Genomic DNA, 20,679 nt, shown 5'->3' on the forward strand with positions numbered 1-20,679 from the left:
AAGCCTTTCAGCGCCGATGGTACTGCAGGGGGGACCCTGTGGGAGAGTAGGACGCCGCCGAACAAAACTTCAACGCTGGTCCCTGAACTTCGGTTCGGGGGCCAGCGTTTTTTTGTGCCCGCTCACCTGGCGTTCATGTGGCAAGAGGAAGATCCGCTGTCATGGGAATGACAGGAGCGCTCAAGTCTGCCGGTGTCGCGACCGGTGACGAGGTGATCGTGCCGGCCTACGGCACCGCCGAGTTGGCCCGGGCCGTTGTAGCCGTCGGGGCCGTTCCGGTGTTCGCCGACATCGATCCGTCGACGTACTGCCTGGCCCCGGAAGCCGTCGGCCGGGCCGTCACGTCGCGGACCGCCGCTGTCGTACTCGTCCGCCGCTTCGGGTATCCCGCCGATGGTGAGCGGTTCGCCGAACTGGCCGCCGGGCACGGGGTGTTGCTCATCGAGGCGGAGGACCACGAGGGACTCGGCGGGGATGCGGCCCAACGCCGCGAGCGCGCAGGGTACTTGGACCGACGGCTCGTCGGAGTGGAGACGCCCGCCCCCGCCGAGGGGCACCGCTATCAAAGGTATGTCGTGCGGGTGCCCGGCAACGGCCGGCCCGACCGGGACGCGTTCGCGCGGCTGTTGAGGCGGCGCGGAGTCGCGTGCGAGGTGCCCGTGCCCATTCCCGTACACCGGATGCGGGAGTTCAGGCGGGACGGGGCGAGCCTGGCCGCGACCGAGCGGGCCGCGGACGAGACGCTCGCGCTGCCTTCGCTCGACGGGCTTTCCCCGGCGGAATTGCGGCGGTTGGTCTCCGTCTGCAACGCGCTGGGCGGGCTGCTGCAACCCGCCTAGCGACCACCGCCGGGCGCGGTTCGGAACACCGTCTGATTCGGGGTATGCTTTATCTCGTTGGCGAGGGGGAAACCCCGAGACAACAACCGGCCCCTATAGCTCAGTCGGTAGAGCGTCTCCATGGTAAGGAGAAGGTCTGCGGTTCGATTCCGCATGGGGGCTCAGAACATACGAAAGGCCCCGCCCAATGGGCGGGGCCTTTCGCGTTCCCGCGTGCCCTCTCGGGACTATCGCTTGGCCTGCTCGGGGATGCGCATGGACAGGATCGCCATGTCGTCGGAGGCGGGCTCGGCGGCGAAGCGCTCGACCGCGCGCAGGACCCGAGCCGCGACCGCGCCCGCCGTCAGCCCCGTACAGGTGGCCAGTACGTCGGTGAGGCCGTCGTCGCCCAGCATGCGGGTGCCCTCGCGGCGTTCGGTGATGCCGTCGGTCACGCACAGCAGGACGTCGCCCGGGTCGAGGGTGATCGTCTGCTCGTACAGCTCCAGGTCCTCCATCACGCCGAGCAGCGGCTGCGGGTCGGCGGCCGGCTCGACCGTGCCGTCCTGGCGCAGGCGCAGCGGGAGCGGATGGCCGGCGCAGACGATCTTCAGAATGGCGCTGCCGTCCTCCTGGGGCCACAACTCCCCGTAGAGCAGGGTGAGGAAGCGGCTGCGGGCGCCCTCGTCGAGGATCGCCGCGTTCAGGCGCTCCAGGACCGCGGGCCCGCCGAAGCCCTCGCGGGCCAGCAGGCGCAGGGCGTGCCGGGCCAGGCCGGTGACGGCCGCGGCCTCCGGGCCCGTACCGCACACATCCCCGATGGCGAAGCCGTACGCGCCGTCGCGGATCGGGAAGAGGTCGTAGAAGTCGCCGCCCACCTCGTTGCCCTCGCCGGCCGCACGGTAGATCACCTCGACCTCGACGCCGGGGATCTGCGGCAGGCCCGGCGGCAGCAGGGAGCGCTGGAGGGAGCGGCTGATCGCCATGCGCTCGGAGTACAGGCGCGCGTTGTCGAGGGCCAGGGCGGCCCGGCGCGAGAGGTCCTCGGCGAGTTCGAGGATCTCCTGGCGGAAGTGGTCGTCCGACGGCTTGCCCAGGGTCAGCATGCCGATGACGCGGTTGCGCGCGACCAGCGGCAGGACCACCGTCTCGCCGCCGACCGCCGCCGCCGTCGACAACGTGGTGCCCAGGCCGCTGCCGGTGTGCGGGCTGCCCGAGCGGCCGAAGTCGCGCATCGAGACGCGGAGCGCGGCCTGGTGGGCGGCCTCGCCCGGCGCGGTCCAGACGCGGGCGCCGGGGGTGGGCACCGGCTCCGGCGGGTCGATCTTGGACAGGAGGGCCTTGAGACCGTCGATCCGCTCCTCGTCCTCGTGCAGGACATAGGAGAGGTACGGCTCCGAGGCCTGGTCGGCGATCGTGTAGACGGCACACCAGGTGGCCAGGGTGGGCACGGTCATCTGGGCCATCAGGGCCAGCGTCTGATCGCGGTCCAGGGTCCCGGCCAGGAGGTCGGACGCCTCGACGAGGAAGCTCAGGGAGCCTCGGCGCAGGCGTTCCAGTTCGCCCAGGCGGGCCGATTCGACGGCGAGCGCGATGCGGTCGGCGGCGAACTGGAGGCGCAGGGCCTCCTCGTTGGAGTAGCGGCCGGGGGATTCGGCGGCGACGCCGAGCGAACCGGTCAGGCGGCCCTCGACCTTGAGGGGGACGGTGACCACCGAACGCATGCCGGTGCTCTCCAGGAGCGGCACCGCGCCGGGCACCGCCGCGAGGTCCTCGTGGACGGCGGGCATCCGCGCCGAGCCGTAGCGGCCGGTGCCGGCTTCGACGGGCACGCGGGCGAAGCGCTGGCGGGCCGAGGGCAGGCCGGTGGTGGCCCGCACCTCCAGCTCGGTCTCGTCGTCGGTGGCGAGCAGCAGGAACGCGGAGTCGCCGTCCAGCATGTCGCGGGCGCGTTCCACGGTCCGCTGCAGCAGGCCGTCGAGGTCGTCGGGGGCGGGGGAGCCGATGAAGACCTCGAACGGGTCGACGTTGCGGTTCTCGCCCAACGTGCCCGGATCGGCGGCGGGTTGACGCACCGGGGTCTGCAACACGGCCCGCTCGTCGTCGCGTACGAGCAGACAGACGGTGGAGGGTTCGCCCTCGGTGTCGCGGACCCGCAGGTGCGAGGCGTACACCGGGACCACGCGTCCGTCGGCCCCTCTTATCCCGTAGGTGCCTTCCCAGCGCGAGAGTTGGAGGGCCTCGACGATGCCGGTGGAGGTGCCGGGGGTGTGCGGCCAGGCCGCGAAGTCGGTGAGTGCCTTGCCGGTGACCTGCTCGGCGGGGTAGCCGAAGAGTTCCTCGGCGTCCTCGTTCCAGGCGCGCACCGCGCCCGCGCGGTCGATCTGGACGACGGCGACCCGGACCCTGCCGTCGGTGACGGGCAGCAGCGCGGTCGGCAGGGCGGGCCCGGCCGAGCGGGTGCCCACGGGGCGGTTGGGCAGGTCGAGTTGGAACCAGACGGTCTTCCTGGTCGGCGTGTACTCGACGCCCCAGCGCGAGGCGAGGGCCGCGCACAGCAGCAGGCCGCGGCCGTTCTCGCGGTCGGGGCCCGCGATGTCGGCGGGGGAGCCGAGCAGCGGAACCTCACGTTCGGGATAGCGGTCGGCCACCTCGACGCGTACGCCGTCGTCCGAACGCAGGCACAGCACATCGGCCTTGGTGCCGGCGTGGACCACCGCGTTGGTGACGAGCTCACTGGTGAGGACCACGGCGTCGTCGACGACGTCGGCGTACCCCCAGCCCTGGAGGGTGTCGCGGACGAAGGCGCGGGCGGTCGCGACCGACCGCCCGACAGGGTCGAAGCTGGCTGCCGCCCGCGCGGTGATCACAGAACTCCTCGTACGCGTCTCGACGCCCGGATCTCCTTGCCGGGGCTCCGGAACGTGCCCTCCGGGAATCAACAGTCCCACGTCGGCCCGCCCCCTCCGGTGTCCCGTGGTCGTCCTTTGTGCCGCCCGCCCCAAGCTTTACCGAGCAAAGGGGACGAACCACCCCTTGCCGGGCGGACCGGGGCGGTTGGACAGCCGGAGCCCAGGTTACTTACCTTCGCTGTCCCAGCGGATGCCGGTCACCGGTGTTTCCGCCCTCCGTGGGCGGGGACGGATATGCGAAGCTGCCGAACTGTTATGGCCTGGTTCGGCCATGGTGAAACACTGGGCATGCTTCCGGAGACAGCCCGGGCAGTGCGGTCAACCCTTGCGGGAGGGACACGGTGGAGTCTGGCGCAGCAGCGCGGGGCGTAAGCACGCGCGCGAAAGACGATCAGTCCCGGACTCAACAGGCCCGGAGTCACAAGCAGCGGGGAGGCAACGGGACCACCGAGGTGGACACGGCGGCGCTGCAGCGACTGCTCGCCGCCCTCGCCTCGATGCGGGACGGAAACTTCCGCAAACGCCTGACGGTCTCGGGCGACGGGGTGATGACGGAGATCGCCGCCGTCTTCAACGAGGTCGCCGACCGCAACCTGCACCTGACCGGGGAGATCGCCCGGGTGCGCAGGATGGTGGGGCGCGAGGGCAAGCTCACCGAGCGCCTGGAGAACGGCGCCTGCGAGGGCTCCTGGGCGGCCGCGATCGACGCGTCCAACGCGCTCGTCGACGACCTCGCCCGGCCCGTCTCCGAGGTCGGGCGGGTTCTCTCCGCGGTCGCCGACGGCGATCTGGAACAGCGCATGGATCTGCGCTCGCACGGCAGCGACGGCGCCGAGCGGCCGCTGCGCGGCGAGTTCCTGAAGGTCGGCCGGACCGTCAACAACCTCGTCGACCAGCTCTCCGCGTTCACCGACGAGGTGACCCGGGTCGCCCTCGAAGTCGGCACGGAGGGCAAGCTCGGCGGCCAGGCCCAGGTACGCGGAATGTCCGGTTCCTGGAAGGATCTGACGGATTCCGTCAACACGATGGCGTACCGGCTGACGGCCCAGGTACGTGATATTGCTCTCGTCACCACGGCCGTCGCCAAGGGTGATCTCTCCCGCAAGGTCACCGTGCACGTGGCCGGCGAGATGCTCCAGCTGAAGAACACCGTGAACACGATGGTCGACCAGCTGTCCTCCTTCTCCTCGGAGGTGACCCGCGTCGCCCGCGAGGTCGGCACCGAGGGCGAGCTCGGCGGCCAGGCGCAGGTGCCGGGCGTCGCCGGGGTGTGGAAGGACCTCACCGACTCCGTCAACGTGATGGCGACCAACCTGACCGCACAGGTCCGCGGCATCGCGCAGGTCACCACGGCCGTCGCCAACGGCGACCTGTCGCAGAAGGTCACCGTGAACGCCCGCGGCGAGGTCGCGCAGCTCGCGGAGACCATCAACCAGATGACCGAGACGCTGCGCACGTTCGCGGACGAGGTCACGCGCGTCGCCAACGAGGTCGGCGCGGAGGGCCTGCTCGGCGGGCAGGCGCAGGTGCCGGGGGCCGCGGGCACGTGGAAGGACCTGACGGACTCCGTCAACACCGTCTTCCGCAACCTGACGACGCAGGTGCGTGACATCGCGCAGGTGACGACGGCGGTCGCCAGCGGCGACATGAGCCAGAAGGTCACGGTCGACGTGGCCGGCGAGATGCTGGAGCTGAAGAACACCGTCAACACGATGGTCGACCAGCTCCAGTCGTTCGGCTCCGAGGTGACCCGCGTCGCCCGCGAGGTCGGCATCGAGGGGCGCCTGGGCGGGCAGGCCGAGGTGCCGGGCGCGGCCGGCACGTGGAAGGACCTCACCGACTCCGTCAACACCGCCTTCCGCAACCTCACCGGCCAGGTCCGCGACATCGCCCAGGTGACCACCGCGGTCGCCAACGGCGACCTGTCGCAGAAGGTCACCGTGGACGTCGCGGGCGAGATGCTGGAGCTGAAGAACACCGTCAACACGATGGTGGCGCAGCTGTCCTCGTTCGCCGACCAGGTCACGCGCATGGCACGGGACGTGGGCACCGAGGGCCGGCTCGGCGGGCAGGCACGCGTCGACGGCGTGTCCGGCACCTGGAAGGAACTCACCGACTCCGTCAACTTCATGGCCGGCAACCTGACGTCGCAGGTGCGTCAGATCGCCCAGGTGACCACGGCGGTCGCCCGGGGCGACCTCTCCCAGAAGATCGACGTGGACGCCCGCGGCGAGATGCTGGAACTGAAGAACACCATCAACACGATGGTCGACCAGCTCTCGGCCTTCGCCGAGCAGGTGACCCGCGTCGCCCGTGAGGTCGGCACCGACGGCCGCCTCGGCGGCCAGGCGCAGGTGCCCGGCGTCGCCGGTGTGTGGCGCGACCTGACGGACTCCGTGAACGGCATGGCCGGCAACCTCACGGCCCAGGTCCGCAACATCGCCCAGGTCGCCACGGCGGTCGCCCGGGGCGACCTCTCCCAGAAGATCGACGTGGACGCCCGCGGCGAGATCCTGGAGCTCAAGAACACGCTCAACACGATGGTCGACCAGCTCTCCAATTTCGCCGAGCAGGTCACCCGCGTCGCCCGCGAGGTCGGCACCGAAGGCATCCTGGGTGGCCAGGCCGAGGTCCAAGGCGTCTCCGGCACCTGGAAGGACCTCACCCAGTCCGTCAACTCCATGGCCAACAACCTGACTTCACAGGTGCGCAACATCGCCGAGGTGACCACCGCGGTCGCCGAGGGCGACCTCTCCAAGAAGATCACCGTCGACTCCAAGGGCGAGATCCTGGAACTGGTGACGACCGTCAACACGATGGTCGACCAGCTGTCCAACTTCGCCGACGAGGTCACCCGCGTCGCCCGCGAAGTGGGCACCGAAGGCATCCTCGGCGGCCAGGCCCGGGTGCGCGGCGTCACCGGCATCTGGAAGGACCTCAGCGAGAACGTCAACCTGATGGCCGCGAACCTGACGACCCAGGTCCGCAACATCTCCCGGGTCTCGGCCGCCGTCGCCAACGGCGACCTCACGAAGAAGGTGACGGTCGAGGCGCGCGGCGAGGTCGCCGAACTCGCCGACACCGTCAACACGATGGTCACCACCCTGTCCTCGTTCGCCGAACAGGTCACCAAGGTCGCCCGCGAGGTGGGCACCGACGGCATCCTCGGCGGTCAGGCCCGCGTGCCCGGCGTCTCGGGCACCTGGAAGGACCTCACCGAGTCGGTGAACTCGATGGCCGACAACCTCACCGGCCAGGTCCGCCAGATCGCCACCGTCACCACCGCCATCGCCCAGGGCGACCTCACCAAGAAGATCGACATCGATGCGCGCGGCGAGATCCAGGAACTGAAGAACACCATCAACACGATGGTCGACCAGCTGTCCTCGTTCGGCCAGGAAGTGACCCGGGTGGCCCGAGAGGTGGGCACCGAGGGCCAGTTGGGCGGCCACGCCCGCGTCCGCGACGTCGACGGGACCTGGCGCGACCTCACCGAATCGGTGAACGAGATGGCCGGGAACCTGACCCGGCAGGTCCGTGCGATCGCCGCCGTCGCGACCGCCGTGACCCGCGGCGACCTCAACCTGAAGATCGACGTGGACGCGGCGGGCGAGATCCAGGCCCTCCAGGACAACATCAACACGATGATCGCCAACCTGCGCGACACCACCGTCGCCAACAAGGAACAGGACTGGCTCAAGGGCAACCTCGCCCGCATCTCCGGCCTCATGCAGGGCCGCCGCGACCTCGACGACGTGGCCTCCCTCATCATGACCGAGCTGACCCCGGTCGTCTCCGCCCAGCACGGCGCGTTCTTCCTCGCCATGCCGACCGGCGGCGCCCCCGAGGTCAGCGCGGCCGGCGACGGCTCGTACGAGCTGCGGATGCGCGGGAGTTACGGCTACTCGGCCGGCTCCATGCCGACCTCCTTCCGGCCCGGCGAGACCCTCATCGGCACCGCCGCCGAGGAGAAGCGGACCATCCTGGTGGAGAACGTTCCGCCGGGCTACCTCAAGATCTCCTCCGGGCTCGGCGAAGCACCGCCCGCCCATGTGATCGTGCTGCCCGTCCTGTTCGAGGGCAAGGTCCTCGGCGTGATCGAACTGGCCTCGTTCCAGCCGTTCACCCACATCCAGAAGGACTTCCTCAACCAGATCGCCGAGATGATCGCGACCAGCGTCAACACCATCTCCGTCAACTCCAAGACCGAAGTCCTGCTCAAGCAGTCCCAGGAACTAACCGAGCAACTGCGCGAACGCTCCGCCGAGTTGGAGAACCGCCAGCGCGCCCTGCAGGCCTCCAACGCCGAACTGGAGGAGAAGGCCGAGCTGTTGGCCCAGCAGAACCGGGACATCGAGGTCAAGAACACCGAGATCGAGGAAGCCCGCCAGGTCCTGGAGGAGCGCGCCGAACAGCTCGCCGTCTCCATGCGCTACAAGTCCGAGTTCCTCGCGAACATGTCCCACGAGCTGCGCACCCCGCTCAACTCCCTCCTGATCCTCGCCAAGTTGCTCGCCGACAACGCCGAAGGCAACCTCTCGCCCAAGCAGGTCGAGTTCGCCGAAACGATCCATGGTGCGGGTTCCGACCTGCTTCAGCTGATCAACGACATCCTGGACCTGTCCAAGGTCGAGGCCGGCAAGATGGACGTCTCACCGACCCGCATCGCCCTCGTCCAGCTCGTCGACTACGTGGAAGCCACCTTCCGCCCGCTCACCGCGGAAAAGGGCCTCGACTTCTCGGTACGGGTCTCACCCGAACTGCCCGCCACCCTCCACACCGACGAACAGCGCCTCCTCCAGGTGCTGCGCAACCTGCTGTCCAACGCGGTCAAGTTCACCGACACCGGCGCCGTCGAACTCGTCATCCGCCCCGCCGGAACCGACGTACCGCACGCGATCCGCGAACAGCTCCTGGAAGCCGGCTCGCTGCGCGACGCCGACGCCGACCTCATCGCGTTCTCCGTCACCGACACCGGCATCGGCATCGCGGCCGGCAAGATGCGCGTCATCTTCGAGGCGTTCAAGCAGGCCGACGGCACCACCAGCCGCAAATACGGCGGCACCGGCCTCGGCCTTTCCATCAGCCGAGAGATCGCCCGCCTGCTCGGCGGCGAGATCCACGCGGCCAGCGAACCGGGCCGCGGCTCCACCTTCACCCTCTATCTCCCGCTCCACCTCAGCGAGTTGCCCCCCCAGGGCTACCCGCAGCTCGCCCCCGGCGGCATGGAAGCAGCGGCCGGCCTCGCCATCGAAGCCGCCGTACGCCCCGAGCCGGCCCTGTACAACGACGCCCCCGCCGGGCACGGCGCCACGCAGCCCGCGACCGCCGGACTGTTCCGCAGGCGCCGCAAGGCGCTCGGCAGCGACCGCCAGAGCGAACCGGCACCCTCCACGCAGCCCCGGGGCGCGGCCGAGGACTGGGAGGTGAACGAGCCCGAGCGCAACCCCGCCAAGGCGTTCCACTTCGGCGGCGAGAAGGTGCTGATCGTCGACGACGACGTACGCAACGTCTTCGCGCTCACCAGCGTCCTGGAACAGCACGGGCTCTCGGTGCTGTACGCGGAGAACGGGCGGGAGGGCATCGAGGTCCTCGAACAGCACGAGGACACCGCCGTCGTCCTCATGGACATCATGATGCCGGAGATGGACGGCTACGCGACGACCTCCGCGATCCGGCGCATGCCCCAGTTCGCGGGCCTGCCGATCGTCGCCCTCACCGCGAAGGCGATGAAGGGCGACCGCGAGAAGGCCATCGAGTCCGGCGCCTCCGACTACGTCACCAAGCCCGTCGACCCCGACCATCTCCTCTCCGTCATGGAGCAGTGGATGCGAGGAAAGTGATCGTCCACCGCCCGGAGCGCCGGGCGTTGCTGACTGACTGTGCCCGAAGGCGTGTGAGGCGACGGTATTCGGGGAACCTTCTGGTCTCCCACTACGTTTCTGCTACGTGCACAGTGACATCGCGGTGACAGGGTGTGGCGACAGGCGGGGTGCGGCTACCATGACCGGCACAAGGACGGGCGACGCAAGGGAGTCGTCCCCTGGGGCGGCGCCCGGTGCACTGCCGGGGCGAGGAGGACGGGCCATGGTGCAGAAGGCCAAGATCCTCCTGGTCGATGACCGGCCGGAGAATCTGCTGGCGCTGGAGGCCATCCTCTCTGCGCTCGATCAGACACTGGTGCGGGCATCGTCAGGGGAGGAAGCGCTCAAAGCGCTGCTTACGGACGATTTCGCGGTCATTCTGCTGGACGTCCAGATGCCCGGAATGGACGGGTTCGAGACCGCCGCGCACATCAAGAGGCGCGAGCGCACACGCGACATCCCGATCATCTTCCTCACGGCCATCAACCACGGCCCCCACCACACCTTCCGCGGATACGCGGCAGGCGCCGTGGACTACATCTCGAAGCCGTTCGACCCCTGGGTGCTGCGCGCCAAGGTGTCCGTCTTCGTCGAGCTCTACATGAAGAACTGCCAGCTGCGCGAACAGGCCGCCCTGCTGCGCCTCCAGCTGGAAGGCGGCACCCAGGGCGGTGGCGCCGCCAAGGAATCCGCAGGCCTGCTCGCCGAACTCTCCGCCCGCCTCGCGGCAGTTGAGGAACAGGCCGAAGCGCTCTCCAAACAACTCGACGACGACTCCGCCGACGCCGCGGCCGTCGCCACCGCCGCCCACCTCGAACGCAAGCTCACCGGCCTGCGGCGCGCCCTGGACGCCCTCGAACCCGGCACCGGCGGCGCGCCCACCCTCCCCACCCAGAACTGACCGCCCGACACCTGACGCCGCGTCCGGCTGACGCGGCGTCAGCAGCCGTGCGGCCTACGACACGGACGGGTGAAGGCGTAGGCACACGTGTCCACCGCCGCCGACCCAGGTAACCTCAGCACCATGGCCTCACGTACGTCCGGCAAGGGTTCCCAGGGCACGGCGGGCACCGCGAAGCGCACCGGCCGTACCCCGGCGAAGAAGGCTGCGCCCGCGAAGAAAGCCACCGCCCCCAAAGCACCCGTCAAGAAGACGGCGCCCAAAAGGGCACCCGCGAAAAAAGCGGCCGCCCCCCGGCCCGCACCCAAAGCCGCACCCTCCCCGACCGGCGGCGTCTACCGCCTCGCCCGCGCCGTCTGGCTCGGCGCCGCCCACACCGTGGGAGCCATGTTCCGCGGCATAGGACGCGGAGCCAAAGGACTCGACCCGGCCCACCGCAAGGACGGCGTCGCCCTGCTGCTCCTCGGCCTCGCACTGATCGTCGCCGCAGGCACCTGGTCCAACCTCCGCGGCCCCGTCGGCGACCTCGTACAAATGCTGGTCACCGGCGCCTTCGGCCGCCTCGACGTCGTCGTACCCCTGCTCCTCGGCGCCGTCGCGATCCGGCTCATCCTCTATCCCGAGAAGCCCGAGGCCAACGGACGCATCGTCATCGGCCTGTCCGCCCTCACCCTCGGCGTCCTCGGCCAGGTCCACATCGCCTGCGGCTCACCCGGCCGCAACGACGGCACCGACGCCATGCAGGACGCCGGCGGCCTCATCGGCTGGACCGCGTCCAAACCCCTCGAATTCACCCTCGGCGACGTCCTCGCCGTCCCCATGCTCGTCCTGCTCACCGTCTTCGGACTGCTCGTCGTCACCGCCACCCCCGTCAACGCCATCCCGCAACGGCTGCGCCTGCTCGGCGTCAAACTCGGCGTCCTCGAACCCCTCCCCGGCGACCCCGCCGAGGACGAGCCGTACGACGACGAATGGCGCGACGACGAACCCGCCCCCCGCACCCGCCGCCGCCCCGCCGCCCCCGCCGCGCACGACCCCGAATGGGCCGAGCAGGAAGCACTCACCCGCCGCCGCGGCCGCGGCCCCCGGCGGGGCTCGGTGCAGCCCGCCTTCGAGAACGGCGGCCTCGACCCCGTCGACGTGGCCGCCGCCGCGGCAGCGGCCCTCGACGGCGCCGTCATGAACGGCCTGCCGCCCTCACCCGTCGTCGCCGACCTCACCCAGGGCGTCACCGGCGAACGCGACAAGGAACAGCAGGAAGCCACCCCGCTGCCGACCGCCCGGGCCGCCGAAACCGCCCCGGCCAAGGCCGCCCCCAAGGCCACACCCGGTGCACCCCCCGTCGTACCCGACCTGACCAAGCCGCCGCGCGACACCACCGAAGCACTGCCCCCGCGCGCCGAACAGCTCCAGCTCGCCGGGGACATCACCTACGCACTGCCCTCCCTCGACCTCCTGGAGAAGGGCGGCCCCGGCAAGACCCGCAGCGCCGCCAACGACGCCGTCGTCGCCTCCCTGCAGAACGTCTTCATGGAGTTCAAGGTCGACGCCAACGTCACCGGATTCACCCGCGGCCCCACGGTCACCCGCTACGAGATCGAACTCGGCCCCGCCGTCAAGGTCGAGCGGATCACCGCCCTCGCCAAGAACATCGCCTACGCCGTCGCCAGCCCCGACGTGCGGATCATCTCGCCGATCCCCGGCAAGTCCGCCGTCGGCATCGAGATCCCCAACACCGACCGCGAAATGGTCAACCTCGGCGACGTGCTGCGCCTCGCGGACGCCGCCGAGGACGACCACCCGATGCTCGTCGCGCTCGGCAAGGACGTCGAGGGCGGCTATGTGATGGCCAACCTCGCCAAGATGCCGCACGTCCTGGTCGCCGGAGCCACCGGCTCCGGAAAGTCCTCCTGCATCAACTGCCTCATCACCTCCGTCATGGTGCGCGCCACCCCCGAAGACGTCCGCATGGTGCTCGTCGACCCCAAGCGGGTCGAGCTGACCGCCTACGAAGGCATCCCGCACCTCATCACGCCGATCATCACCAACCCCAAGCGGGCCGCCGAGGCGCTGCAGTGGGTCGTGCGCGAAATGGACCTGCGCTACGACGACCTCGCCGCGTTCGGGTTCCGCCACATCGACGACTTCAACGAGGCCATCCGCAACGGCAAGGTGAAACTGCCCGAGGGCAGCGAACGCGAGCTCACCCCCTACCCGTACCTCCTCGTCATCGTCGACGAGCTCGCCGACCTGATGATGGTCGCGCCCCGCGACGTCGAGGACGCGATCGTCCGCATCACCCAGTTGGCCCGCGCCGCCGGCATCCACCTGGTGCTCGCCACCCAGCGGCCCTCCGTCGACGTCGTCACCGGCCTGATCAAGGCGAACGTTCCCTCACGGCTCGCGTTCGCGACGTCCTCGCTCGCCGACAGCCGCGTCATCCTCGACCAGCCGGGCGCCGAGAAACTCATCGGCAAGGGCGACGGCCTCTTCCTGCCGATGGGCGCGAACAAGCCGACCCGTCTGCAGGGCGCCTTCGTCACCGAGCACGAGATCTCGGCCGTCGTCCAGCACTGCAAGGACCAGATGGCCCCGGTCTTCCGCGACGACGTCACCGTCGGCACCAAGCAGAAGAAGGAGATCGACGAGGAGATCGGCGACGACCTCGACCTGCTGTGCCAGGCCGCCGAACTGGTCGTCTCCACCCAGTTCGGCTCGACGTCCATGCTCCAGCGCAAGCTCCGCGTCGGCTTCGCCAAGGCCGGCCGGCTGATGGACCTCATGGAGTCGCGCAACATCGTCGGCCCCAGCGAAGGCTCCAAGGCACGCGACGTCCTGGTCAAACCGGACGAACTCGATGGAGTGCTGGCGGTGATCCGGGGGGAGGCTCCCTGAGTGTGCCGGACAGCGGGCGCGGCGATCGCGGGCGGTCGGCGGACAGAATCCGTCGACTGTCATCGCGCTGTCAGCTGACAGATTCTGTCGCCCGGCGCCCCGCTCACCCCCCCCGGAAGCGCAACGAAGCCCCCGCCCGGCCCCCGGCCTGTCGGCCGACCGGCCCAAACAGCACTCGTACGGGAACCCCGAGCAACCGTTTCCCTTGGCCGTACGTCAAGTTGAGGGAAGCGTGGAAGCAAGCGTGGCCGCTGTTCCGTTCTTCAGGGGCGCCGGCCATACCGATGGCGTACAAACTCCGCTCCACCGGTTGCCCCACTCTTTCCTACCCCCCCTAGACTGAACACCCAGCAGGTGGCTCACGCTCGAAAGGCGCCCCCGTGTCCATCGGCAACTCTCCCGAAGACGACCGGCCTTCGATCGAAGACGACGGGCCATCGATCGGTCGCGTACTGCAGCAGGCCCGTATCGCCGCCGGACTGACGGTCGACGAGGTCAGTTCCGCCACCCGGGTGCGCATCCCCATCGTGCACGCGATCGAGGAGGACGACTTCTCGCGCTGCGGCGGTGACGTGTACGCCCGCGGGCACATCCGCACGTTCGCCCAGGCCGTCGGCCTCGACCCGGCCCCCCTGGTCGACCAGTACGACGCCGACCACGGCGGCCGTCCCGCGCCCACCCCGGCGGCCCCCCTGTTCGAGGCGGAACGTATCCGCCCCGAGCCGCGCCGCCCCAACTGGACCGCCGCCATGGTCGCCGCCATCGTCGTGGTCGTCGGCTTCGTCGGCTTCACCATGTTCAGCGGCAGCAGCGACAAGAAGAGCGGCAGCTCCGTCGCCGAGGGCCCCGCGCAGCAGAAGCCCCCGGCCAAGTCGCCGGCCGCCCCCAGCCCGTCCAAGCCCCCGGCCCCCAAGCCCACTCCCAACCCCTCGGACAGCGCGATCGCCGCCGTCCCCGCCGACAAGGTCACCGTCAAGGTCACCGCGATCAACGACAAGAGCTGGATCTCCGCCAAGGACCACAACGGCAAGATGCTCTTCGACGGCCTGCTCCAGAAGGGCGAGGCCCAGACGTTCCAGGACGGTCAGCAGGTCGACCTGATCCTCGGCAACGCCGGGGCGATCGAGCTGTACGTCAACGGCAAGAAGATCGACAGCAAATTCGAGGACGGCCAGGTGGAGCGCCTGAGCTACACCAAGGGCGACCCGCAGGTCGGCTGAGCCCGCCCGGCCCACGACCCTCGCGGCAGGGGCGTGGGCCAGGACAAAGTAGTCTTGAGTCCATGCCCGAACGCCGCACCGTCGCCCTTGTCACTCTTGGCTGCGCCCGTAACGAGGTGGACTCGGAGGAGCTCGCAGGCCGCTTGGCAGCGGACGGCTGGGAGCTCGTCGAGGACGCATCGGCCGCGGACGTCGCCGTCGTCAACACCTGCGGATTCGTCGAAGCCGCCAAGAAGGACTCCGTCGACGCCCTCCTCGAAGCCAACGATCTGAAGGATCACGGCAAGACCCAGGCCGTCGTCGCGGTCGGCTGCATGGCCGAGCGGTACGGCAAGGACCTCGCCGAAGCGCTCCCCGAGGCCGACGCCATCCTCGGCTTCGACGACTACGCCGACATCTCCGACCGCCTCCAGACCATCCTCAACGGCGGCATCCACGCCTCGCACACCCCCCGCGACCGGCGCAAGCTCCTGCCGATCAGCCCGGCCGAGCGGCAGAGCGCCCCCGACGTGGCCCTGCCCGGGCACGCCCAGGACACCCCGCCCGAGGACCTCCCCGACGGCCTCGCGCCCGCCTCCGGGCCGCGCGCTCCGCTGCGCCGCCGGCTCGACACCAGCCCCGTCGCCTCCGTGAAGCTTGCCTCCGGCTGCGACCGCCGCTGCTCGTTCTGCGCCATCCCGTCCTTCCGCGGTTCGTTCATCTCGCGCCGCCCCAGTGACGTCCTCGGCGAGACCCGCTGGCTGGCCGAGCAGGGCGTCAAGGAGGTCATGCTGGTCTCCGAGAACAACACCTCCTACGGCAAGGACCTCGGCGACATCCGGCTGCTCGAGACGCTGCTGCCCGAGCTCGCCGCCGTCGACGGCATCGAGCGCGTACGGGTCAGCTACCTCCAGCCCGCCGAGATGCGCCCCGGCCTGATCGACGTGCTGACCTCCACCGACAAGGTCGTGCCGTACTTCGACCTGTCCTTCCAGCACTCGGCGCCCGGCGTGCTGCGCGCGATGCGCCGCTTCGGCGACACCGAGCGGTTCCTCGAACTGCTCGACACCATCCGCGCCAAGGCGCCCACCGCCGGTGTCCGCTCCAACTTCATCGTGGGCTTCCCCGGTGAGACCGAGGCCGACTTCAAGGAGCTGGAACGCTTCCTCACCGCGGCCCGCCTCGACGCCATCGGCGTCTTCGGCTACTCCGACGAGGAGGGCACCGAAGCGGTCGGCTACGAGGGCAAGCTGGACGCCGACACCATCGCCGAACGCCTCGCCCACCTGTCGCGCCTGGCCGAGGAGCTCACCGCGCAGCGCGCCGAGGAGCGCATCGGCGACACCGTGCGCGTCCTGGTCGAGAGCGTCGACGACGAGGACGGGGCGGTCGGCCGCGCCGAGCACCAGGCACCCGAGACCGACGGCCAGGTCACCTTCACCGAGAGCGCGGGACTTGCGCCGGGCCTTATGGTCGAGGCCAAGGTCGTCGCCACCGAGGGCGTCGACCTCGTGGTCGAGTTGATCGGCGGGGTTGAGGAGGCGGGCAGATGACCGGAGTCCCGGCATCGGCGGCGGGCGGTACCGGCCGGACGCCGGCGCCCGGCGGCAAGCTGGGCGCTGCGGCCGTCAACCAGGCCAGCCTCTGGAACATCGCCAACATCCTCACGATGATCCGGCTCGTGCTCGTGCCGGGCTTCGTCATGCTGCTGCTCGCGGACGGCGGCTACGATCCGGCGATGCGGGCCTGGGCCTGGGCGGCCTTCGCCGTCGCCATGATCACCGACATCTTCGACGGACACCTGGCCCGCACGTACAACCTGGTCACCGACTTCGGGAAGATCGCCGACCCGATCGCCGACAAGGCGATCATGGGCTCCGCGCTGATCTGCCTCTCGCTGCTCGGCGACCTGCCGTGGTGGGTCACCGGAGTCATCCTGTTCCGGGAACTCGGCATCACACTGATGCGTTTCTGGGTCATCCGGCACGGAGTGATTCCGGCCAGCCGCGGCGGAAAGCTCAAGACCCTCGCCCAGGGCACCGCGACCGGCATGTACGTCCTCGCGCTCACCGGCCCCCTCGCCACCCTGAGGTTCTGGGTGATGGCGCTCGCCGTGGTGCTCACGGTCGTCACGGGGCTCGACTACGTGCGCCAGGCGGTCGTCCTGAGGCGCAAGGGACTCGCCGCGCAGCGCGAGGCCGCGGGATCCGCGTTGTGAGCGAAGCGGCCCGGCTCCTTCGACTGCTTACGGAACGTGACGAGACGCTCGCCGTTGCGGAGTCGCTGACGGGTGGCCTGGTGGCCGCCGAGCTGACGTCGGTGCCCGGCGCCTCGCACGTCTTCCGCGGCTCCGTGACGGCCTACGCCACCGCGCTCAAGCGGGCCGTCCTGGGCGTCGACCAGACCCTTCTGGAGGAGCGCGGAGCGGTCGATCCCGACGTGGCACTGCAGATGGCGGCAGGGGTGCGCGAGGTGCTGGGGGCGAGCTGGGGGATCGCGACCACGGGCGTCGCCGGACCCGAGCCCCAGGACGGCAAGCCGGTCGGGACGGTATACGTTTCGGCCGTTGGCCCGGCGGGAGAGAAGAAAACCGTCGCATTGCGGTTGAACGGCACCCGGGCGGAAATTCGTAGGGAGAGTGTACGCAGCGTGCTCGAACTGCTCTCCAGTGAACTCCGCAAGGATGGGCGGGCACAGGATACGGAACAGAACGGGGGGATTTGATGTTTGCAGCCCTGAGTGAACACGACATCGCTCCCCGCACGGCCGCGGCGCGAGGCGGTACGGTGGGGCGTGAAGGATGCGGCTACGCGGTCCGAGGAGGGAGCCACCGATGATTCTGCTCCGTCGCCTGCTGGGTGACGTGCTGCGTCGGCAGCGCCAGCGCCAGGGCCGTACTCTGCGCGAAGTCTCCTCGTCCGCCCGAGTCTCACTCGGCTATCTCTCCGAGGTGGAGCGGGGGCAGAAGGAGGCATCCTCCGAGCTGCTCTCCGCGATCTGCGACGCGCTTGACGTACGGATGTCCGAGCTCATGCGCGAAGTGAGCGACGAGCTGGCACTCGCCGAGCTCGCCGCCTCTGCGGCGGCCAGTGATCCGGTGCCGGTGCGTGCGCCGGTACGTCCGATGCTCAATTCGATCTCCGTGTCGTCGGTGACTGGTGTGCCGACGGAGCGGGTGACGATCAAGGCGCCCGCGGAAGCGGTGGACGTCGTCGCGGCCTGAGTTCCAGGGCGCGCACCCAGGCTTGAACTGAGCCCCGGCCGGTCTTCGAGACCGGCCGGGGCTCAGCCGTTTTCCGCCGCGCCCGATTCGGGGCTTCTGTGGCAGGGTGGTAGGAGTTCGCGCATACGTCCGCATATGCCGTACGGGTGTTCGCCCCTGGCGGCCTCGCGGACGTTCCGTCCCCGTGGAGGAAACGCATGTCCTACATCAAGAGCCCGCTGTCCGACGCCGACCTCAAGGTGGTCGGCGACGCTCTGCAGGGCGCGCTGGTCGACCTGGTGGACCTCTCCCTGGTGGCCAAGCAGGTGCACTGGAACGTGGTCGGCCCCCGGTTCCGGTCCGTCCACCTCCAGCTCGACGAGGTCGTCGACACCGCGCGACTGCACTCGGACACCGTGGCCGAGCGTGCCTCCGCCGTCGGCGTCAGCGCGGACGGGCGGGCCGCCACGGTCGCAAAGTCCAGCGCGATCGGCACCGTCCCCGACGGCTGGATCAAGGACACCGACGCCGTGAAGATCCTCGTCGACGGGCTCGGCGCGATCATCGCCCGGATGCGCGAGCGCATCGAGGCGACCGCCGACCCGGACCCCATCAGCCAGGACATCCTCATCGGCCTCACCGCCGACCTGGAGAAGCACGCCTGGATGTTCCAGGCCGAGACCGTCTGACCCCGATGGCCACCAGAACGACGACGCCGGCCCGCCGCACGCGAATACCCCGCGCGCGGGCCGCCTCGTACGCGATGAAGCGCGGGCAATGCCGAGCGCGCCGGGCCTGCACCCGGTGCGCCCTCCCGGCGCTGTGTCCGGCGGTCTAGCGTCGACCGGAGGAGGCGACCCATGGCGGTGGCGGTGCGTTGGGTGCCCGCGCTGGCGGTAGCGGCGCTGTGGTGGTGGGCCGTGCTGCGCATGGCCCTGGTGCCGGGCCAGACCGGGTTCGTCGAAGGCGCGATGGTCGCGGGCGGCTGGGGCCTGAGCCTGCTGCCCGTCCACGTGGCGTCCGCGGCGACCGCACGTGCGAAGTCCGGGCCCGACGCCGCGAGGAGGCCGAGGACTACCAGGGCATGGAGACGCCGCCGTTCGGACGCAGGATCTGACCCGTCATGAACGCCGAGGCGTCCGCCGCGAGGTGCAGCACCGTCTGAGCGACGTCCTCCGGCTGCCCGAGCCGGCCGAGCGGCGAGAGACGCAGCATCATCGACTCGATCTGCTCCTGCTGCTCGGCGGCGTGCTGCTCGGTCATCGGGGTACGGACCCAGCCGGGCGCGACGGCGTTGACGCGGATGCCGTGCGGGCCGAGCTCGGCGGCGAGTGTCCGGGTGAGCTGCACGACGGCGACCTTCGAGACGCTGTAGCAGAACAGGCCGGGGCGCGAGGAGTCCACCGCGCCCGACGCCATCGTGACGATCGAGCCCCGGATGTGGTGCGCGATCATCGCGCGGGCCGCCTCCTGGCAGGCGTGCAGCACCCCGCGGAAGTTGACGGCGAGCACCCGGTCCAGATCGGCGTCCTCGGTCTCCAGGACCGAGCTGGTGTGCATGACGCCCGCGATCGCCGCCAGCACGTGGACCGGCCCGGCGGCCTCCACCGCCGCCTCGACCTGTGCGCGGTCCGCTACGTCGAGCCGGTGGACGTGTGCGGTGCCGCCCGCCTTCACGATCAGCGACCGCGTCTCGTCCAGGCCCGCCTCGTCGAGATCCGCGCAGTGCACCGCGGCGCCCGCCTGCGCGAGCAGCAGGGCGCTGGCACGCCCGATCCCGCCGGCGGCGCCGGTGACGAAGGCCGTGCGGTCGCTGAGGTCGTACGCCGTGAGGGGCATTCCCGGACGGTACGACCACACCTGACTGGTCGTCAATAACCGTGCGGGGCCGCCTCGGAGAGGCGGTGGCGGGGCCTGTCGTACGTGGCCCGGCGCGGCCGCGTCCGGCCCGCCACGGGCCGGTGCAGGGGGCTGGGGACTCCGGCGCGGGCCGGTGCCCCGGGCGTCGGGGCCGCGGCTCAGAGGGCGGGCGCGCCCCGGACCTCGGGGCTCACAGGGCGGGCGCGGGCTGGCAGTTGGGGCACCAGTAGGTCGGGCGCTCCCGCCCCGAGGGGTCGCGTTGCGCCGCGGTGCGGATGGCGGTCCGGCAGCGCGGACACGGCCGGCCCGCCCGGCCGTAGACGTACGTCTGGCGGACCGGGCGGTCCTTGTTGGCCTCCAGGAGCTGCTTCGCGGTCGCCACCAGGCGCTCGGGCGCCGGGAACGCGCCGATCGCCAGCCACGGCACGACCCGCAGCGCGAAACAGATCTCCGACTTGAAGACATTGCCGACCCCGGCGAGGTTGCGCTGGTCGAGCAGCGCGTCACCGATGGTGCGGGCCGGGTCCCGGACCAGGTTGCGCAGGGCCAGCTCCGCGTCCCAGTCGGGGCCCAGCAGATCGGGCCCGAGGTGACCGACCGCCTTCGACTCGTCCTTCGTACGCAGCAGTTCGAGCACGGGCAGCCGGTAGCCGACGGCCGTGTGCCCGGCGTTCGCGAGGATCGCCCGGATCTGGTGCGACGGCCCGCCGTTCCAGCGCTCGCCGGGCCGGTAGATCCGCCAGGACCCGTCCATCCGCAGATGGGAGTGCAATGTGAGGCCGCCCTCGACGCGCGTCAGGAGGTGCTTGCCGCGCGGCGTCACGTCCAAGACGGTGCGGCCCGTCAGATCCGCCGTGGCGAATCGTGGCACCCGCAGATCGGACCGCGTGAGAACCTCACCGGCCAGCGCCGTGTGCAGCCGCCGTGCGGCCTGGTAGACGGTGTCGCCTTCGGGCATGGCTCCATTGTGCCGGGGCCACCCGCCGAACGCGCTCGCTCCCGCGCGCTCGCTCCTGCCCGAGGGTGAG

The 20,679-nt window shown here is 70.4% G+C and carries 14 protein-coding genes and 1 tRNA gene; 12 read left to right on the top strand and 3 right to left on the bottom strand.

What is annotated here, in order from left to right:
- Positions 1 to 161: 161 nt before the first annotated feature.
- Positions 162 to 839 carry a DegT/DnrJ/EryC1/StrS family aminotransferase gene (locus tag IE267_RS38620; protein WP_189766489.1) on the top strand — a complete coding sequence of 226 codons (678 nt, stop codon included), beginning with the start codon at positions 162 to 164 and terminating at the stop codon, positions 837 to 839.
- A gap of 89 nt (positions 840 to 928) precedes the next feature.
- Positions 929 to 1,001 (top strand) — tRNA-Thr (locus tag IE267_RS38625).
- Between the two features lie 65 nt (positions 1,002 to 1,066).
- On the opposite strand, the gene IE267_RS38630 is transcribed toward IE267_RS38625, so the two are convergent.
- Positions 1,067 to 3,769 carry a SpoIIE family protein phosphatase gene (locus IE267_RS38630; protein WP_167152874.1) on the bottom strand — a complete coding sequence of 901 codons (2,703 nt, stop codon included), beginning with the start codon at positions 3,767 to 3,769 and terminating at the stop codon, positions 1,067 to 1,069.
- A 302-nt stretch (positions 3,770 to 4,071) separates the two neighbouring features.
- Here IE267_RS38630 and IE267_RS38635 point away from each other — a divergent pair, with 302 nt between their 5' ends.
- From IE267_RS38635 to IE267_RS40035, 10 genes are all read left to right on the top strand, one after another.
- Positions 4,072 to 9,573, top strand: coding sequence for a HAMP domain-containing protein (locus IE267_RS38635; protein WP_189766490.1), 5,502 nt, complete (start codon positions 4,072 to 4,074; stop codon positions 9,571 to 9,573).
- 244 nt (positions 9,574 to 9,817) lie between these two features.
- Positions 9,818 to 10,495 carry a response regulator gene (locus IE267_RS38640; protein ID WP_161247751.1) on the top strand — a complete coding sequence of 226 codons (678 nt, stop codon included), beginning with the start codon at positions 9,818 to 9,820 and terminating at the stop codon, positions 10,493 to 10,495.
- Between the two features lie 123 nt (positions 10,496 to 10,618).
- Positions 10,619 to 13,390 (top strand): DNA translocase FtsK, encoded by a 2,772-nt coding sequence (locus IE267_RS38645; RefSeq protein ID WP_189766491.1) that lies wholly within the window; start codon positions 10,619 to 10,621, stop codon positions 13,388 to 13,390.
- 380 nt (positions 13,391 to 13,770) lie between these two features.
- The gene (locus IE267_RS38650; RefSeq protein ID WP_189766492.1) at positions 13,771 to 14,610 is read left to right on the top strand and encodes a helix-turn-helix domain-containing protein; all 840 of its coding nucleotides are present in this window, start codon (positions 13,771 to 13,773) and stop codon (positions 14,608 to 14,610) included.
- A 62-nt stretch (positions 14,611 to 14,672) separates the two neighbouring features.
- A complete protein-coding gene (gene rimO, locus IE267_RS38655; RefSeq protein ID WP_167152872.1) occupies positions 14,673 to 16,142 on the top strand; it encodes a 30S ribosomal protein S12 methylthiotransferase RimO in 1,470 nt (489 codons plus the stop codon).
- Complete coding sequence (gene pgsA / locus IE267_RS38660; protein WP_161255979.1) at positions 16,139 to 16,807, top strand: CDP-diacylglycerol--glycerol-3-phosphate 3-phosphatidyltransferase; 669 nt, start codon at positions 16,139 to 16,141, stop codon at positions 16,805 to 16,807. The genes rimO and pgsA overlap by 4 nt, the downstream gene beginning before the upstream one ends.
- Positions 16,804 to 17,313, top strand: a complete 510-nt coding sequence (locus IE267_RS38665) for a CinA family protein (RefSeq protein WP_161255981.1) — start codon at positions 16,804 to 16,806, stop codon at positions 17,311 to 17,313. The genes pgsA and IE267_RS38665 overlap by 4 nt, the downstream gene beginning before the upstream one ends.
- Before the next feature lie 109 nt (positions 17,314 to 17,422).
- On the top strand, positions 17,423 to 17,812 hold the full coding sequence (locus tag IE267_RS38670) for a helix-turn-helix domain-containing protein (RefSeq protein WP_100575835.1): 390 nt from the start codon (positions 17,423 to 17,425) through the stop codon (positions 17,810 to 17,812).
- A gap of 197 nt (positions 17,813 to 18,009) precedes the next feature.
- Positions 18,010 to 18,480 carry a Dps family protein gene (locus tag IE267_RS38675; RefSeq protein ID WP_161255983.1) on the top strand — a complete coding sequence of 157 codons (471 nt, stop codon included), beginning with the start codon at positions 18,010 to 18,012 and terminating at the stop codon, positions 18,478 to 18,480.
- A gap of 171 nt (positions 18,481 to 18,651) precedes the next feature.
- The gene (locus IE267_RS40035) at positions 18,652 to 18,918 is read left to right on the top strand and encodes a hypothetical protein (RefSeq protein WP_202520003.1); all 267 of its coding nucleotides are present in this window, start codon (positions 18,652 to 18,654) and stop codon (positions 18,916 to 18,918) included.
- Here IE267_RS40035 and IE267_RS38680 read toward each other — a convergent pair.
- Both IE267_RS38680 and IE267_RS38685 read right to left on the bottom strand, forming a co-directional pair.
- Positions 18,866 to 19,630 carry an SDR family NAD(P)-dependent oxidoreductase gene (locus IE267_RS38680; protein WP_189766493.1) on the bottom strand — a complete coding sequence of 255 codons (765 nt, stop codon included), beginning with the start codon at positions 19,628 to 19,630 and terminating at the stop codon, positions 18,866 to 18,868. The genes IE267_RS40035 and IE267_RS38680 overlap by 53 nt on opposite strands.
- Before the next feature lie 211 nt (positions 19,631 to 19,841).
- Positions 19,842 to 20,609 carry a DNA-formamidopyrimidine glycosylase family protein gene (locus IE267_RS38685; protein WP_189766494.1) on the bottom strand — a complete coding sequence of 256 codons (768 nt, stop codon included), beginning with the start codon at positions 20,607 to 20,609 and terminating at the stop codon, positions 19,842 to 19,844.
- Between the last annotated feature and the right edge of the window lie 70 nt (positions 20,610 to 20,679).

This window comes from Streptomyces xanthochromogenes (genome assembly GCF_014650455.1).
Classification (GTDB): domain Bacteria; phylum Actinomycetota; class Actinomycetes; order Streptomycetales; family Streptomycetaceae; genus Streptomyces; species Streptomyces xanthochromogenes.

Excerpts from the sequence above, each read along its gene's own strand:
- IE267_RS40035 (WP_202520003.1), top strand. The coding sequence starts at position 18,652 with ATGGCGGTGGCGGTGCGTTGGGTGCCCGCGCTGGCGGTAGCGGCGCTG.
- IE267_RS38645 (WP_189766491.1), top strand. The coding sequence starts at position 10,619 with ATGGCCTCACGTACGTCCGGCAAGGGTTCCCAGGGCACGGCGGGCACC.
- IE267_RS38640 (WP_161247751.1), top strand. The coding sequence starts at position 9,818 with ATGGTGCAGAAGGCCAAGATCCTCCTGGTCGATGACCGGCCGGAGAAT.
- IE267_RS38620 (WP_189766489.1), top strand. The coding sequence starts at position 162 with ATGGGAATGACAGGAGCGCTCAAGTCTGCCGGTGTCGCGACCGGTGAC.
- IE267_RS38670 (WP_100575835.1), top strand. The coding sequence starts at position 17,423 with ATGATTCTGCTCCGTCGCCTGCTGGGTGACGTGCTGCGTCGGCAGCGC.
- IE267_RS38680 (WP_189766493.1), bottom strand. The coding sequence starts at position 19,630 with ATGCCCCTCACGGCGTACGACCTCAGCGACCGCACGGCCTTCGTCACC.
- pgsA (WP_161255979.1), top strand. The coding sequence starts at position 16,139 with ATGACCGGAGTCCCGGCATCGGCGGCGGGCGGTACCGGCCGGACGCCG.
- IE267_RS38685 (WP_189766494.1), bottom strand. The coding sequence starts at position 20,609 with ATGCCCGAAGGCGACACCGTCTACCAGGCCGCACGGCGGCTGCACACG.
- IE267_RS38675 (WP_161255983.1), top strand. The coding sequence starts at position 18,010 with ATGTCCTACATCAAGAGCCCGCTGTCCGACGCCGACCTCAAGGTGGTC.
- rimO (WP_167152872.1), top strand. The coding sequence starts at position 14,673 with ATGCCCGAACGCCGCACCGTCGCCCTTGTCACTCTTGGCTGCGCCCGT.